The sequence below is a fragment of the Kocuria sp. 2SI genome (assembly GCF_005502825.1).
GTDB classification, from domain to species: domain Bacteria; phylum Actinomycetota; class Actinomycetes; order Actinomycetales; family Micrococcaceae; genus Kocuria; species Kocuria palustris.
In genome coordinates this window covers 13,425-27,997 of sequence record NZ_SCNB01000010.1, presented here as the reverse complement: position 1 = coordinate 27,997, position 14,573 = coordinate 13,425, and the positions used below count along the sequence as shown (strand labels likewise).

The 14,573-nt window shown below is 70.7% G+C and carries 13 protein-coding genes; 2 read left to right on the top strand and 11 right to left on the bottom strand.

Annotation, left to right across the window (positions count from 1 at the left end; genetic code table 11):
- Positions 1-135 precede the first annotated feature (135 nt).
- From FFS25_RS07330 to FFS25_RS07320, 3 genes are all read right to left on the bottom strand, one after another.
- The gene (locus FFS25_RS07330; RefSeq protein WP_137802405.1) at positions 136-1,221 is read right to left on the bottom strand and encodes a tRNA (adenine-N1)-methyltransferase; all 1,086 of its coding nucleotides are present in this window, start codon (positions 1,219-1,221) and stop codon (positions 136-138) included.
- A gap of 257 nt (positions 1,222-1,478) precedes the next feature.
- Entirely contained in the window at positions 1,479-2,618 is a 1,140-nt protein-coding gene (locus FFS25_RS07325; protein WP_006215718.1) for a site-2 protease family protein, read from the bottom strand.
- Positions 2,619-2,686: 68 nt separating this feature from the next.
- On the bottom strand, positions 2,687-3,487 hold the full coding sequence (locus FFS25_RS07320; RefSeq protein ID WP_137802404.1) for an HAD family hydrolase: 801 nt from the start codon (positions 3,485-3,487) through the stop codon (positions 2,687-2,689).
- Positions 3,488-3,615: 128 nt separating this feature from the next.
- Here FFS25_RS07320 and FFS25_RS07315 point away from each other — a divergent pair, with 128 nt between their 5' ends.
- Positions 3,616-4,509 (top strand): PAC2 family protein, encoded by an 894-nt coding sequence (locus FFS25_RS07315; RefSeq protein WP_137802403.1) that lies wholly within the window; start codon positions 3,616-3,618, stop codon positions 4,507-4,509.
- Positions 4,510-4,583: 74 nt separating this feature from the next.
- Here the strand turns inward: FFS25_RS07315 and mshC are convergent, their stop codons facing one another.
- The 3 genes from mshC to FFS25_RS13395 all read right to left on the bottom strand — a co-directional run bounded on the left by mshC (position 4,584) and on the right by FFS25_RS13395 (position 7,435).
- Positions 4,584-5,903 carry a cysteine--1-D-myo-inosityl 2-amino-2-deoxy-alpha-D-glucopyranoside ligase gene (gene mshC / locus FFS25_RS07310; protein WP_137802447.1) on the bottom strand — a complete coding sequence of 440 codons (1,320 nt, stop codon included), beginning with the start codon at positions 5,901-5,903 and terminating at the stop codon, positions 4,584-4,586.
- 217 nt (positions 5,904-6,120) lie between these two features.
- Positions 6,121-6,975: an undecaprenyl-diphosphate phosphatase gene (locus FFS25_RS07305; protein ID WP_137802402.1), complete on the bottom strand. Its 855-nt coding sequence runs from the start codon at positions 6,973-6,975 to the stop codon at positions 6,121-6,123.
- Between the two features lie 154 nt (positions 6,976-7,129).
- Positions 7,130-7,435 (bottom strand): hypothetical protein, encoded by a 306-nt coding sequence (locus tag FFS25_RS13395; protein ID WP_171004130.1) that lies wholly within the window; start codon positions 7,433-7,435, stop codon positions 7,130-7,132.
- 39 nt (positions 7,436-7,474) lie between these two features.
- On the opposite strand from FFS25_RS13395, the gene FFS25_RS07295 reads away from it, so the two are divergent.
- Positions 7,475-7,720 (top strand): DUF5703 family protein, encoded by a 246-nt coding sequence (locus tag FFS25_RS07295; RefSeq protein ID WP_053448259.1) that lies wholly within the window; start codon positions 7,475-7,477, stop codon positions 7,718-7,720.
- A 155-nt stretch (positions 7,721-7,875) separates the two neighbouring features.
- Here FFS25_RS07295 and FFS25_RS07290 read toward each other — a convergent pair whose 3' ends face one another.
- From FFS25_RS07290 to arc, 5 genes are all read right to left on the bottom strand, one after another.
- Positions 7,876-9,213 (bottom strand): M20/M25/M40 family metallo-hydrolase, encoded by a 1,338-nt coding sequence (locus tag FFS25_RS07290; RefSeq protein ID WP_137802401.1) that lies wholly within the window; start codon positions 9,211-9,213, stop codon positions 7,876-7,878.
- A 110-nt stretch (positions 9,214-9,323) separates the two neighbouring features.
- Positions 9,324-10,802: a Pup--protein ligase gene (pafA, locus tag FFS25_RS07285; RefSeq protein ID WP_137802400.1), complete on the bottom strand. Its 1,479-nt coding sequence runs from the start codon at positions 10,800-10,802 to the stop codon at positions 9,324-9,326.
- 4 nt (positions 10,803-10,806) lie between these two features.
- Positions 10,807-11,016: a ubiquitin-like protein Pup gene (locus FFS25_RS07280; protein WP_006215727.1), complete on the bottom strand. Its 210-nt coding sequence runs from the start codon at positions 11,014-11,016 to the stop codon at positions 10,807-10,809.
- A gap of 103 nt (positions 11,017-11,119) precedes the next feature.
- A complete protein-coding gene (gene dop, locus FFS25_RS07275; RefSeq protein ID WP_137802399.1) occupies positions 11,120-12,757 on the bottom strand; it encodes a depupylase/deamidase Dop in 1,638 nt (545 codons plus the stop codon).
- Positions 12,754-14,475: a proteasome ATPase gene (gene arc / locus FFS25_RS07270; protein WP_137802398.1), complete on the bottom strand. Its 1,722-nt coding sequence runs from the start codon at positions 14,473-14,475 to the stop codon at positions 12,754-12,756. The genes dop and arc overlap by 4 nt, the downstream gene beginning before the upstream one ends.
- Positions 14,476-14,573 lie beyond the last annotated feature (98 nt).

Genomic DNA, 14,573 nt, shown 5'->3' with positions numbered 1-14,573 from the left:
ACCAGGGGCGGCATCTCGGTGGGGTCATCCCGGAAGCGAGGCGGCTTCCCAGGACGGACCGGTGGTCGGCGGACAGGCTATCGGTCGGGGCTGAATGCCGCCTGTGCCGACACTGGCGGCGCAGGCGGCCGGAGCTCAGTCCTGCGGAGTCTGCTCCCGCGGATCCTGACGCGCCAGGGCATCCGCCTGCGCGGCGCGATCGGCCAGGTGGCGGGCGTCGCGACTGGCGCGGCGGGCCTTCTTGTCCGTGACCTCGCGCTCCCCCAGTGTCAGCGGGGTCCAGGCCTGCAGGTCCTCCTGGGTGTACTCGGACTTCGACGCACGCCGCTTGGGCGCCAGCCGGCGGGCGCCGTCGGCCAGGCGACGGCCGGTGATCAGGAACCCGGTGTGGGCGACCATGCGGTGGTCCGGGCGCACGGCCAGGCCCTCCACGTGCCAGCCGCGGACCATGGTCTCGTGCGCGTCGGGCTCGGTGTAGCGCCCGTCGGCGCGCATGGCCTCGGCCACCCGCGACAGCTGCGTCACCGTGGCCACATAGCAGATCACCACGCCGCCGGGGACGAGCACCCCCGCGACGGCATCCAGGCACTCCCACGGCGCCAGCATGTCGAGCACCACGCGGTCCACGCTGCCGGGCTCCTCGCGCCGGCCGAGCTCCTCGGCCAGATCACCGATGCTCAGCCGCCAGGCGGGGTGGGCTCCGCCGAAGAACGTCTCGATGTTGCCCTGGGCGACCTCCGCGAACTCCTCGCGGCGCTCGAAGGAGTGCAGGCTGCCCTCGTCGCCGATCGCACGCAGCAGCGCGATCGACAGGGCTCCCGAGCCCACGCCGGCCTCGACCACGCGGGCGCCCGGGAAGATGTCGCCCATCGTGACGATCTGCCCGGCGTCCTTGGGGTAGACCACCGCGGCACCGCGCGGCATGGACAGCACGAAGTCCTTCATCAGCGGGCGAAGGGCCTGGTAGGCGATGCCCACGGAGTTCTCGACCACGGTGCCCTCGGGCTGCCCGATCAGCAGATCGTGCGGCAGGACGCCCTTGTGGGTCTGGTACTCCTGCCCGGCCGTGAGCGTGATCGTGGTCAGCTTGCCCCGGTCGTCCATGATCTGGATGCGCTCGCCCTCGCGCATGGGCCCGCGGCGGTTGATCGCCCCGGAGGGGCCGTGCGCGCGCTCGCCGGAGGTCTGCGGGGAGCTGGTGGGGGTGCTGGCCTCGGTCATGGACTGCCTTTCGCTGGCGGGAGAGCTCGCTGCACGAGCACGGGACGGGTGCGCCGGTGGCGGCTTCGAGGATTCGGGGCCGAGGCCCTTCGGGGCTTCGGCGACGGACATTGTCGCATCACCGCGCTCGACCGGCCGACCGCGACCGGCGCCCACAGGTCTCAGGCTCGGGACCGACGGGCGTCGGCAGTTCTCAGGATCCTGGAAGAGGGGGTGCGGCTGCGTCGCTTGCCTGGCGTCAGCCGGGTGCCTCGTGCTCAGCGTGCCGAGCCGTCCGGGCGGATCAGCCCGGATCGCTCGAGCTCGGCATTCAGACGCGCCGCCGACAGGGTGCCGATCACGGTGCCCTCGGCATCGACGACGACCATCACCGGGCTGGCGCAGCGCACCGCAGCCTCGAGCAGGTCGTGGCCGGAGAGCTCCTCGGGCAGGATCGCCGACGGGCGGATCGGCAGCAGGGCGCGGCTCAGCGGGGAGGCCGCGCGCTCGTGGGACGGCACGGCGCTGAGCCGGCCGCCGTCGAGCACGCCCACGGGGATACCGTCCTCCATCCCGACGACCGAGGTGCCGGGCTCGAGCTGGGCTGCGGTCTGCTCGACGGCGCGCAGGCTCTGCCCGGCGGGGATGCCGACCGCCGGCTGGCTCAGGCCCAGGGCGGTGCGGCCCTCCATGGCCGCCGAGGCCTTCGAGCGCCGCAGGCCATCCGCGGCGCCGGAGACCAGCATCCACACGAGCAGACCCGCCACGATCAGGCTCAGGGGACGCTGCCACATCCCCAGCAGCAGCACTGCGGTCACGATCGCCACGGCGCACAGCCGACCCGTCCAGGCCGCGGCCACGGTGCCCATCCGCTCGCTGCCGGTCAGTCCCCACACCAGGCCCTCGACCACCCTGCCGCCGTCCAGCGGAAGGCCCGGGACGAGGTTGAACAAGCCCACCAGGAGGTTGGCGGTCGAGGTCAGCGACAGCACTGACCAGCCGATGCGGGCAACCATGGCGCCGTCGACCTGCGCGGCCTCCCCCAGCCCGGGCAGCAGCGCGAATCCGACCGCCGCGATCAGCAGGTTCACGATCGGACCCACGACCGACACGACCGTGGACGCCCACCAGCGCGGATTCGTGCGCCCGAAGGCCGTGTGCCCGCCGGCGATCGAGAGCACGATCCGATCCACGGGCCAGCCGAAGGCCCGGGCGGCACCGGCATGGGCCAGCTCATGCAGCAGCACGGAGACTCCGAGCAGAAGGCAGAAACCGAGGGCCACCGCGTAGGCGCCGAGGCCGAGCTCGGGCATCGACCGGCGCAGAACGGGGCCGTAGAGGAGCACGACCAGGAAGCTGATGATCAGCCAGGAGGACTGCAGATGCAGCGGCATCCCGGCGATGCGCCCCAGGGGCACGGACCCGCGCGGGCCCCTCCGCCGCCGCGGCTGGGACGCCGGCGCTGCGCTGCCGGAAGGCGCCCTCGTCACGGGCGGCGCCGCTCGCGCTCGTCGACCCAGGTTCCGAGCGCTGCCGGGGTGACCTCGCTCAGGGAGCCGACCTCCCGGTCCAGACCCACATCCGAGATGTCGATCAGGTTGGACACCCCCAGGACGAAGGCCCCGGAGCCGATGGCAGAGCGGATGCCGGTCAGCGAGTCCTCGATGGTGACCATCCGGCGGATGCTCAGCTCTTCGGGGTTCTCCTGGCGCTCGGAGACCAGGGCGGAGAGCCGACGGGCGGCGAAGACGTAGGGGGCCGGATCCGGCTTGACCGGCAGACCGATGTTGCCCGTGACGATCAGATCGAACAGCGGGCCGTCCCAGCTGGTGGCGGGGTCCTCGCCGGAGGCGGCGATCGCGCCGAGCTTCTCCACGACCACATCGGCCACCGGGGACTCGGAGTTGGTCACCAGCGCTGTGGGAATGCCCTCGCGCCGAAGGGCCACGAGCAGCTCGAGGGCCCCGGGGCGCAGCTCGAGCTCGCGGCGCACGCCTGCGGCCACGCGCTCGCACAGGGCGTCGACGACCTCGCGCACGCTCAGCGGGATCCCGGCGCGGACCATGATCCGCCCGGTCTCCTCGAGGTCTCCGCCGACCACGCTCAGGGAGTCCTCATCCGTCCAGACGAGGCCGTGGGAGCCCATGAGGTCGGCCTCGGCGGCGAACCAGTGCGGCTCGGTGTCCACGAGAGTTCCGTCCATGTCCCACAGGACGGCGTGGGGGCGCGCGGAGGCCGCGGCGGCGGAAGCGGTCTCTGTCGCTGGATCGGGACTCGTCGGAAGCATGCTGGGATCCTATCGGCTCGCCCTGCCCCGGACCGGTACCGCGCCTGTGAAGTGATTGTGTGCGCTCACGGCGAGCAGCGGGCTCCCCAGCCGGGCGGACCGCAGGCCCCGCGCGTACAGTGAGTCGCGTGAGCGGATTCGACGAGACCTTCCCCCAGCCCGAGGCGGGCCCGTTCGGCATCGTGCAGGAGGCCGGATCGGGCGAGCGCGTGCGGGTGCTGATCGGTGCCTTCGAAGGCTGGAACGACGCCGGCGATGCGGCCACGGATGCCGTGAAGCTGCTGGCCGAGGCCTTCGGCGCGGTCGAGGACTTCGAGGTCAGCCCCGATGAGTACTACGACTACCAGTACTCGCGTCCGCGCATCGTCCGCTCCGCCACCGGCGAGTCCAGGATCGTGTGGCCGACCACGCGGATGCTGCGGGCCTCGGTGCCCGGGACCAACCTGGATCTGATCCTGCTGCACGGCTGGGAGCCGTCGTACCGGTGGTCCAGCTTCGCCGCCGAGATCCTGGAGCACGCGACCCAGCTCGAGGTGGACTTCGTGGTGATGGTGGGGGCGCTGCTGGCCGATGTGCCGCACACCCGCCCGATCCCCATCACCGTCACCTCGGAGACCGAGGAGCTGCAGCAGGAGCTCGAGATCACCGGCTCGGACTACGACGGCCCCACCGGCGTGGTCGGAGTGCTCAGCCACCTGGCCTCGATGTCCGGGATCCCCGCGCTGAGCCTGTGGGCCGCCGTGCCGCACTACGTGGCCCAGTCTCCCTCCCCCAAGGCGCAGCTGGCCGTGCTGCGCCGGCTCGAGGACCTCCTGAGGATCACGGTGCCCATGGACGCGCTGGTCGAGGACTCCGAGGCGTGGGAGCGAGGGGTGGACGATCTGGCCGAGGAGGACCCGGAGATCGCCGCCTACGTGGCCAAGCTCGAGGAGGCCAAGGACACCGCCGATCTCCCCGAGGCCAGCGGCGACGCGATCGCCCAGGAGTTCGAGCGCTTCCTGCGCCGCCGCGACCAGGGCTGAGACAGCCGCCGAACCGGCCAGGGGCCCGTGCGCATCTCGCGCACGGGCCCCTTCCTCATGTCCTGCAGCAGCTCTTAGAGGACGACGCCCAGCCGTGCCTCGATGGCCTGCCGCGCGAGGTCGTCTCCGGAGCCGCGCTGTCCGCCGACCAGCACCCCTTCGGCCCAGACGTCGATCGCCTCGATCGCCCGGGGCGAATCGAGGTCATCCGCCAGGGCGTCGCGCACCGAGTCGAGAGCATCGGCGAAGGAGCCCTCCACGGCGACGTCGGCGGCCATGCGCCAGCGCGTGAGACGCGCCTCGGCGCGGGTGAGGACGTCCTGGCTCCAGGACCAGTCCTCGCGGTAGTGCTGGGACAGGATCGCCAGGCGGACAGCGGCAGGCTCGACGCCGCGCTCGCGCAGCCGCGAGACGAGCTCCAGGTTGCCCAGCGACTTGGACATCTTGTGCCCGTCCAGGCCGACCATCCCGGTGTGCACGAAGTTCCGGGCCATGGGCCGACCGGACAGCGCCCAACTGTGACCGGCTCCCATCTCATGGTGCGGGAAGACCAGGTCCGAGCCGCCGCCCTGGACGGTGAACGGCGCCGGCAGCAGCTTCAGGGAGATCAGCGAGCACTCGATGTGCCAGCCGGGACGCCCCTCGCCCAGCTCGCCCCCCTCCCAGGAGGGCTCGCCCTCGCGGTGCACGCGCCACAGCAGCGGATCGAAGATGTCGCGCTTGCCCGGGCGCTCGGGATCGCCGCCGCGCTCGCCGAAGACCTCGAGCATCTCGTCGCGGGTGAGCCCGGAGATCTGTCCGAGGCTCCAGGGGCCGGGCGCGCCGTCCTCGTCGCCCTGCACCTTCGGCTGAAGCACCGGGATGTTGCTGTCGCCGGCCTCGGCGACAGCGCGGACGTCGAAGTAGACGTCGCCGTCCGGCTCGCCGTCCTCCCCCTGGACCCGATAGGCCAGGCCCTGGGCCAGGAGCCCCTCGACGGCCGGGACGATCCACTCGAGCGTCTCCGTGGCGCCCAGGTAGTGCTGCGGCGGGATGACATTCAGCGCGGTCATGTCCTCGCGGAACAGGTCGGTCTGCTCACGGGCCAGATCGCGCCAGTCCACGCCGTCGCGATCAGCGCGCTCGAGCAGGGGGTCGTCCACGTCGGTCACGTTCTGGACGTAGTCGACCCGCATCCCGGCATCGAGCCAGGCCCGATGCAGCAGGTCGAAGGCCACGTAGGTGCTGGCGTGGCCCAGGTGGGTGGCGTCGTACGGGGTGATGCCGCAGACGTACAGCGAGGCTCGCTCCTGCTGCGGCAGCTGCTCCACCTGCCGGGTCCGGGAATCGAACACCGCGGGCGGGGCTGCCTGACCGGGAAGCTCGGGGACGGGGCGTGCGGACCAGGACTGCATTGTCACCTCTGGGGACGGTCGTACTGAAGATGGGGCGCGGAGGCCTGACCGCGCGGGGGGGGCGCTCGCTCGGCGGGGCGAGCGCACGTCTCGTCCAGTCTCCCACGTCGGCCGAGTGCAATAGACCCCGCCGCGCTCGGCTCCGCCTGCCGCGGCGGACGGCCGGGGCCCACGGGGTCGGATCGACGGGGTCCGGACGGGGCCTCGCAGCGGCGGATCAGCCGCCGGCGCTCAGCTCCGGCACCGCGGAGATCACGCCGGTGCCCAGGAGGATGAACAGCACGATGCCCAGGATGATCCGGTACCACACGAACAGCGAGTAGGAGCGGTTCGAGATGTAGTGCATGAACCAGCCGATGATCACGTAGCCGATCACGAAGGCGACGATCGTGGCCAGGGCGGTCTGGGCCATCGAGTACGGCTGGGGCGACGGATCGACGATCTCCGAGGCCAGCTTGTAGAGCCCCGAGGCGAACACCGCCGGGATGGCCAGCAGGAAGGCGTAGCGGGCGGCGGCCTCGCGCTTGTAGCCCATGAGCAGGCCCGCGGTGATCGTGCCGCCGGAGCGCGAGACCCCCGGGATCAGGGCCATGGCCTGGGCGAAGCCGTAGAGCACGCCGTGCTTGACGTTGAGGTCCTCGAGGTCGCGGACCTGCTTGCCGATGTGATCGGCGATGCCCAGGATCACGCCGAAGACGATCAGCATGGTGGCCGTGATCCACAGGCTGCGCAGCGTGGTGTCGATCTGGTCCTCGAACAGCAGTCCCAGGATGCCGATGGGCAGCGAGCCCACGATGATCAGCCATCCCATGCGGGCATCCGGATCGGAGCGATCCATCTTTCCCACGAGCGACAGCGCCCAGTGCTTGATGATCCGGACGATGTCCCGCCAGAAGTAGAGGATCACGGCAGTCTCTGTGCCGAGCTGCGTGATCGCCGTGAAGGCGGCACCGGGGTCCGCGGAGCCCGGGAGGAACTCCCCCACGATGCGCAGATGGGCGGACGAGGACACGGGGAGGAACTCCGTCAGGCCCTGGACCAGGCCGAGGATGATCGATTCAAGCCAATTCACGCCGTTCACCCTATGGCACGGCCCTGCGACTGCCACCGAGGGACGCCGTGCGATTCCCGGCACACATGCGCCGACACCCACCCCACGACGACGAAGCCCCCGGTGACCGGGATCACTGGGGGCTTCGGATGCCGGACGTCAGCCGGCAGCGGGATCAGGCTCCGCGCTCGTCGTCGGAGTCGTCCTCCGCGTCGTCGTCGAAGTCCTCGAGGTCGTCCTCGTCCTCCTCGAAGTCGTCGTCGTCCTCATCATCCTCATCGTCTGCGAAGACGGTCAGAGGCGTGACCTCGTCGTAGTTCTCGTAGAGGGACTCCTCGTAGGCGTCGAAAGCATCGGCGATCGCCACGTAGGCGGCGTCCACCGAGGGGTCGTCCTCCCCGCGGCGATTGGACAGGGCGGCCAGGTGCTCTTCGAGGGCGGAGACGAGGGACTGGAGTGCGACGCGCGGATCGTTGCTCATGGACTCGACGTTACCGCCCCGAGGAGCAGAATGGGAGCGATGAGAGAGCAAGTCATCCAGAGTTCCCCTCGCGACCCCGGGGTGGGCCAGCCCCTGCTCGACCCGCGCTTCGAGTACCTGGTGCTGACCGTCGGGCCCGGAGAGCGCCTCGCCGACGCCCGCGCGAGAGTCGTCGAGCACGCCGAATACGGCAAGTGGGAGCTGCACCGAGTGGTCCATCTCTACAGCGGGGCCCGCAAGCACTGGCTGCGCCGCCGGGTCATGCGCGTCGAGCGCACCCTCTGAGAGCAGTCAGCCAGCGCGTCGACGACACGGCATCAGCCCCATTCCCACCCCGTCTCCATCGAGTGGCCGATTCGCCGCCGTCTCAGCCATGAACCGGTGACAACTCGGCCGCTCGATGGCTGGACGGGCCGGATTCGGCCGCTCGAGGGAGCGACTCAGTAGCCGGTGAGCAGCGTGTGCAGGACGTCGGCGCCGAACTCGAGCGAAGCGATCGGCACTCGCTCGTCGACCCCGTGGAACATGGCCGGGAAGTCGAGCTCATCGGGCAGGCGCAGCGGCACGAAGCCGTAGCCGGTGATCCCCAGCGGATCCAGCGCCTTGTTGTCCGTGCCCGCCGAGAGCATGTACGGCATGACCACGGCCTCCGGGTCGTGCTGCTTCAGCGAGGCGACCATGGCATCGACCACGTTGCCGGAGAACGGGACCTCGAGCCCGATGTCGTCGGCCTCGAACTCGAAGCGGATGCCCTCCCCCGCCAGTTCGCGCAGCTTCTCCAGCACGATCTCGCGCTGCTCCGGCAGGAAGCGCACGTCCAGCCCGGCCTCGGCGGTGCCGGGGATGACGTTGACCTTGTAGCCGGAGCTGAGCATGGAGGGGTTGGCCGTGTTCTGCAGCGTGGCACCGACGAAGCGGGCCACCGAGCCCAGCTCGTCGAGCATCCGCTGCGGATTCTGCGGATCGAACTCCACGCCGGTCAGCTCCGTCACGGAGTCCAGGAACTGGCGCGTGGTCTTGGTCAGCTCGATCGGCCACTGGTACTCGCCGATGTTCGCCATGGCCCGGGACAGCCGCGTGACCGGATTGTCGGTGTTGACCTGGGAGCCGTGTCCGGCGGTGCCGTCGGCGAACAGGCGCATCCACATGAGCCCCTTCTCCGCGGTCTGCAGCAGGTAGGCGCGCTGGCCGCCGATGTTCGCCGAGTAGCCGCCGACCTCCGAGATCGCGTCCGTCACGCCCTCGAAGAGCTCCGGGTGGTTGCGCACGACCCACTTGGACCCGTACTCCATCCCGGCCTCCTCATCGGCGAAGAAGCCCAGCATGATGTCCCGCTTGGGCTTCTGGCCGGTGCGCACCATGTGCCGCACGACCGAGAGGATCATGGCGTCCATGTCCTTCATGTCCACGGCGCCGCGGCCCCAGATCATGCCGTCGCGGATCTCGGCGGCGAAGGGGTCCACGCTCCAGTCCTCGGCCACTGCAGGAACCACGTCCAGGTGTCCGTGCACCAGCAGGGCATCGGCCGACGGGTCCGTGCCCTCCATGCGCGCGAAGACGCTCGTGCGTCCCGGGGCGGATTCCACCATGGTGGCCGTCAGCCCGACCTCCTCGAGCAGCCCGGCCACGTACTCCGCGGCACGGCGCTCCCCCTTGGACTCGCCGCGCCCGTAGTTGGAGGTGTCGATCCGGATCAGGTTCCGGCAGATCTCGGCGGCCTCGTCATGGGCCGTGCCCGCTGAGCCGGCGGGGGTGATCGAGGGGTTCGGGGTGTTCACGGAGAGCTCCTGAGGGGTTCGAGGGACGTGAGGGACCTGAGGCCATCGTCCGCCCGGTCCGGAGCAGGTGTCCAGCCCGGGCGGCGGCGGCCCAGGATCGGCCGCTCGGCTCAGACGGCCGGCGGCAGCGGCGAGGACGTGACCTCGGTGGTGCGCTCGGCGCGCAGCCGCTCGAGCAGCTGCTCGGCGGCCTCGTCGTGCGTGGCGAACGGGTCCCGCAGGGTCACCACGCGCTGGGCCGGCCCGTTGACCTTCATGTTGACCCAGTCGGCCGTGAAGTGGACGCCGGCCTCCATGCCCGCCTGCACGAGCGCACCGCGCAGGGCCGCGCGCGTGGCCGGGGGCTGGTCGACGGCCGCCTCGGCCTCGGATCCGTCGGTGCCCGGCAGCCTGGCTGCCATGCCCCGTTCCTCCAGCATGCGGAACAGGCCGCGGCCCGGGGCGATGTCGTGGTAGGTCAGATCCAGCTGGGCGGCGCGCGGGTGGCTGTAGTCCGCACCGGCTCGCTCGGCCCACGAGTCGATGAGCTTCTTCTTGATGGCCCAGTCGATCTCGGTGTCGATGAGCGAATGGTCGCCGCTCTCGACGGCCTCCAGGGACCGCGCCCACAGCTCCAGCAGCCAGTCCACTCGGTCGTGGTGCGCGCCGTTGGCCTGCACGAAGCGGGAGACCACCTCCCAGTACTCGCGCTGCAGGTCCAGCGCCGAGCGGGTGCCGCCCTCGCGCATGGCCACCTGGAAGGTGCCGGTCAGATCATGCGAGATCTGACGCAGCGCCATGGCCGGCGAGTTCAGCGTGCGGTCCTGCAGCGGCTGACCGGACTCGATCACCCGCAGCATCAGATCCGTCACGCCCAGGCGCAGCGCCGTGGTGGTCGTCGACATGGTCGAGTCCCCCACGATCACGTGCAGGCGGCGGAAGCGCTCGGAGTCCCCGTGGGGCTCGTCGCGGGTGTTGATCAGCGGCCGGGCGCGCGTGGTCGAGGACGACGCGTCCTCCCAGATGTGATCGGCGCGCTGCGAGAACGAGTACGAGGCCTCGCCCTGCCCGCCGCCGAACGTCTGGCCCTCGCCGAAGCCGACCGGTCCGTTCGGGTGGATGCGCCCGGTGCCCGAGTAGAGCTGCCGGGTGACCAGGAACGGGATCAGGCTGGCCACGAGGCGCGCGAAGCGGGTGTCCCGCCCGATCATGTAGTTCTCATGCGAGCCGAACGAGTTGCCGGAGCTGTCCACATTGGTCTTGAACAGGTAGACCGATCCCCCGGTGCCGTCGGCGGCCAGCTTGGCCTCCAGGGCCTGGCGCATCCGGTCGACGATCAGCTCGCCGGCGCGATCCTGCGCCACGATGTCCTGGAGGTTCGCGCACTCAGCGCTGGCGTACTCGGGGTGAGCGCCGACGTCCAGGTAGAGCCGGGCGCCGTTGGGCAGGAACAGGTTCGAGGACCGCCCCCACTCCACGATCGGCTGGAAGAGCAGCCGGGCGGCGTCGTCCGGGCTCAGCGTGCGCGCGGGCTCACCGAAGGCGGCGTCCCCGCGCTGCGTGTGGATGATCCCGAACTCGGTCTCGACGCCGATGATCCGCTGATCCATCGGATCACTGACCGCCCTTCTGCACGAAGCCCTTCACGAACTCCTCGGCATTGGCCTCGAGGATCGAGTCGATGTCCGCCAGGAAGTCATCGGCCTGGCTGCTGCGGGCCTGGGCGGCCTCCGAGGGCGCCCCGCCGCCGCTGGGGGCCGGGCCCGTGGGCTCGACGTCCTCGTCGCGACGCTGCGGCTCGTTGTGCTGGATGCGCTCTGCCATGTTCGTTCTCCTTCGATGTTCGCTGCTGTGCGCGGCCGTCGGACGGTCGCTGCGTGTGCGGTGCCATGCGCCCCGGCTGAGGCCGGGGACCACGGAGGCTGTGTCAGCCGATGCGGGCGGAGACCTCCACCAGATCGGGTCGATCCCGCTGCATCCGCTCGATGAACTCCTCGATGTCGGCTGCGGCCCACCAGTCCTGCGTCTGCCCCCGGGTCAGCTCGGTCGGCTCGGGCATGCTGATCCGCGCACCGCGGCGCAGTCCGGGGAGCTCCACGGCGATGGTCTCCCAGCCGGCGGCGATGACGTCGTCGGGGAAGCGCGCCACGAGGCGGCCGCGGAAGTCCGCGCGAGTGTCGGCCGGCGGGGTCCACATGGCCTGGCGGATCTCCTGCTCGTCGAAGAGCCGACGCATGCGCCCGGCGGATTCGAGCTTGGAGTACAGGCTCTTGTCCGGGCGGACGTCGTGGTACTGCAGATCGATCATGGCCAGCTTGGGGTCGTCCCAGCCGAGGCCGCCGCGCTCGCGGTAGCCCAGCAGCAGCTTGAGCTTGGCCAGCCAGTCCAGGCGATCCGCCATGGCCATGGGATCGGTCTCCAGCGTATCGAGGGTCTCGCGCCACATCTGCAGGATCTCGGCGGTCTCCGGATCGGGGCTCGCTCCCCCGGCGGTCTCCATGGCCTCGGCGGCCTCCAGGTACATCCGCTGGATCTGGAGGCCGGTCAGCGGCCCGCCGTCACGACGGCCCACCGCCACCTGCAGCGACGGATCGTGGCTGATCCGGTGCAGCGCGAGCACGGGCTCGGTGAGCTCGATCCTGGGCTGCAGCCCCTGCTCCACCAGGCGCAGCACGAGGGACGTCGTGCCGAACTTGAGCACCTGCGCCCAGTGGGACAGGTTGGCGTCGCCGATGATGACGTGCAGACGGCGGTAGCGCTTCTGATCCGCGTGCGGCTCGTCGCGCGTGTTGACGATGGGACGGCGCACGGTGGTCTCCAGCCCCACCATCCGCTCGAAGAAGTCCGCGCGCTGGCTGATCTGGAAGCCGGCCCCCTCGCTGCCGGGGCCCAGCCCCACGCGTCCGGCACCGCACATGACGTGGCGGGAGGCGAAGAAGGGCAGCAGGGCGGCGGTCAGGGCGTCGTCGTCGATGTCGCGGGGCACGGTGTAGTTCTCGTGCGTTCCGTACGACGACGACTTGCCGTCGGTGTTGTTCTTGTGCAGCAGCACCTGCTCCTGGTCGCCGACCTCGGCGGTGGCATGCAGCGTGGCCACGATCTCGGCCGCCACACGGTCTCCGGCGAGATCGTAGAGGGCTGCATCGCGGGGGGTGAGGACCTCGGGCGAGGAGTACTCGGGATGCGAGTGGTCCACGTAGAGCCGGGCGCCGTTGGGCAGGACCGTGTTCATCACGACCTGCGGCGTCTGCTCGGACCACAGCCCGGACTCGGTCAGCGCCTCGGCCGCGATCTCCTCTGAGGTCAGCACCGGGGCCACGTCCGTGAGCTGGGTGGGGTGAGCCTCTGCCCGGGACATCTCGAAGCCGCGGGCATCGCGCAGCGGCGTCTCCGAGCTGTAGTCGAAGTCCACGGTCCGGTCCGCGCGCGAGCCGAGCTCGCGGGCCACCAGGGCTGCGTAGGCCGTCACTGCCCGCGTGGAGAGCAGGGTCGAGTTGGCCTTGGGGTTGCCCGGTGCCAGGATCCCGAACTCGGTCTCGGCCCCCATGATGCGGCGCACGGTCATGACTGCTCTCCTGCCCGGGCGGTCGGTGCGGAAGCGGCTGCAGCGCGCGAGCCGCGGTGCAGCACGAAGCGCAGGTCCGCGATGGTGTCCTTGCGGCGCCCGGAGATCCGGGCCCACTCCTCCGGATCGGAGGTGTCCGGCAGGTCCTGCTGCTCCAGGAACTCCTCGGCCACCGCACGGCGCAGGTGCTCCTGGGACAGGCCGCGCACCTGATCGGTGAGCAGGTCCTTGATCGCCATCTTCTTGGCGCGGTCCACCACGTTGCGGATGACCGCGCCCGAGGTGAAGTCCGAGAACCACAGGGTCTCGCGCGAGCCGTCCCGGTAGGTGATCTCCAGGAAGCGGGTGGAGTCGTCCTGGGCGTACATGGACGACACGCCCACCTCGATGAGCTGCTCCAGGGCCGCCTCGCGGGAGCCGGCGGCGATGACCTCCTCCTGGCGCAGCGGCAGCGTCTCCGTGAGGTAGAGCCCGAATATCTCCCGGGCGCCTTCGGCGGTGGGGCGGTCGATGCGGATCTTGGCGTCGAGGCGGCCGGGGCGCAGCACGGCCGGGTCGATCATGTCCTCGCGGTTGGTGGCGCCCACGATGATCACGTTGTCGAGCTTCTCCACGCCGTCCATCTCGGTCAGCAGCTGCGGGACGATCGTGGTCTCCACGTCCGAGGAGACGCCCGAGCCGCGCGTGCGGAACAGCGACTCCATCTCGTCGAAGAACACCACGACGGGCACGCCGGAAGCGGCCTGCTCGCGGGCGCGGGAGAAGATCTGGCGGATCTGGCGCTCGGTCTCGCCCACGTACTTGTCCAGCAGCTCCGGGCCCTTGATGTTCAGGAAGTACCCCTTGGCCTCCCTGCGCCCCGACTGCTCGGCGGCGCGCTCGGCCAGGGAGCGGGCCACGGCCTTGGCGATCATGGTCTTGCCGTTGCCGGGAGGCCCGTAGAGCAGGATGCCTTTGGGCGGGGTCAGCTGATGCTGGCGGTAGAGCTCGGGGTGCAGGAAGGGCAGCTCCACCGCGTCCTGGATCGCCTCGATCTGCGGGCCCAGGCCGCCGATGTCCGTGTAGCGGATGTTCGGGACCTCCTCCAGGACCAGCTGCTCCATCTCCTGGCGCTCGACGAGCTCCAGGGCCATCCCGTTGCGGGAGTCGATCGAGACCATCTGGCCCGGGCGCGGCTTGGCCTTGCGCAGGGCGCCGGACATGCGCAGGACGCGGTCGTCGCCGGAGCGTCCGCCCACGACCAGTCGGGTGGCGTCCAGGACCTCCTGGACCGGTGCCAGCTCGCCCGACTGCTCGTAGCCCAGCACGGCGACCACGGTCGAGTTCTCGTTCATGAGCACCTGGCGACCGGGCTCCAGCTGTCCCGCCGTGGCGATCAGCGGCGAGACGGGGCAGCGCACGAGCCGCCCGGAGATGTGGACGTCAGCGGTCAGGGTCGCCGAGCCCACCGTGGTGGACGGCGGGACCACGCGCACCAGAGTGGCGATCGTCAGCGGGACCTCGACCTCGTTGGCCAGGAACTTCTTGAGCTGCTCGATCTGGCCGCGGGCGGACTCCAGGGCGGTGCGCAGCTTCTGGTTCTGATCGCCGGCCGTGGCCAGCTGCCGGTCCAGATTGCGCTTCTCGTCCCGGACCAGAGCGACCTGCCGACGGGCGGTGGCCAGCGCATGGTCCTGCGCCGTGCCGTGGGGGTCTACTCCGGAGGTCGATTCGGTCATCGTCGAAGGTCATCCTGATCTCGCCGTGAGGGGCGTACGGTGCTGTGGGTGCTGGGGCGGCCGGCTCGCGGCCGCACTGCCGAGCATGTGTCTAAGGT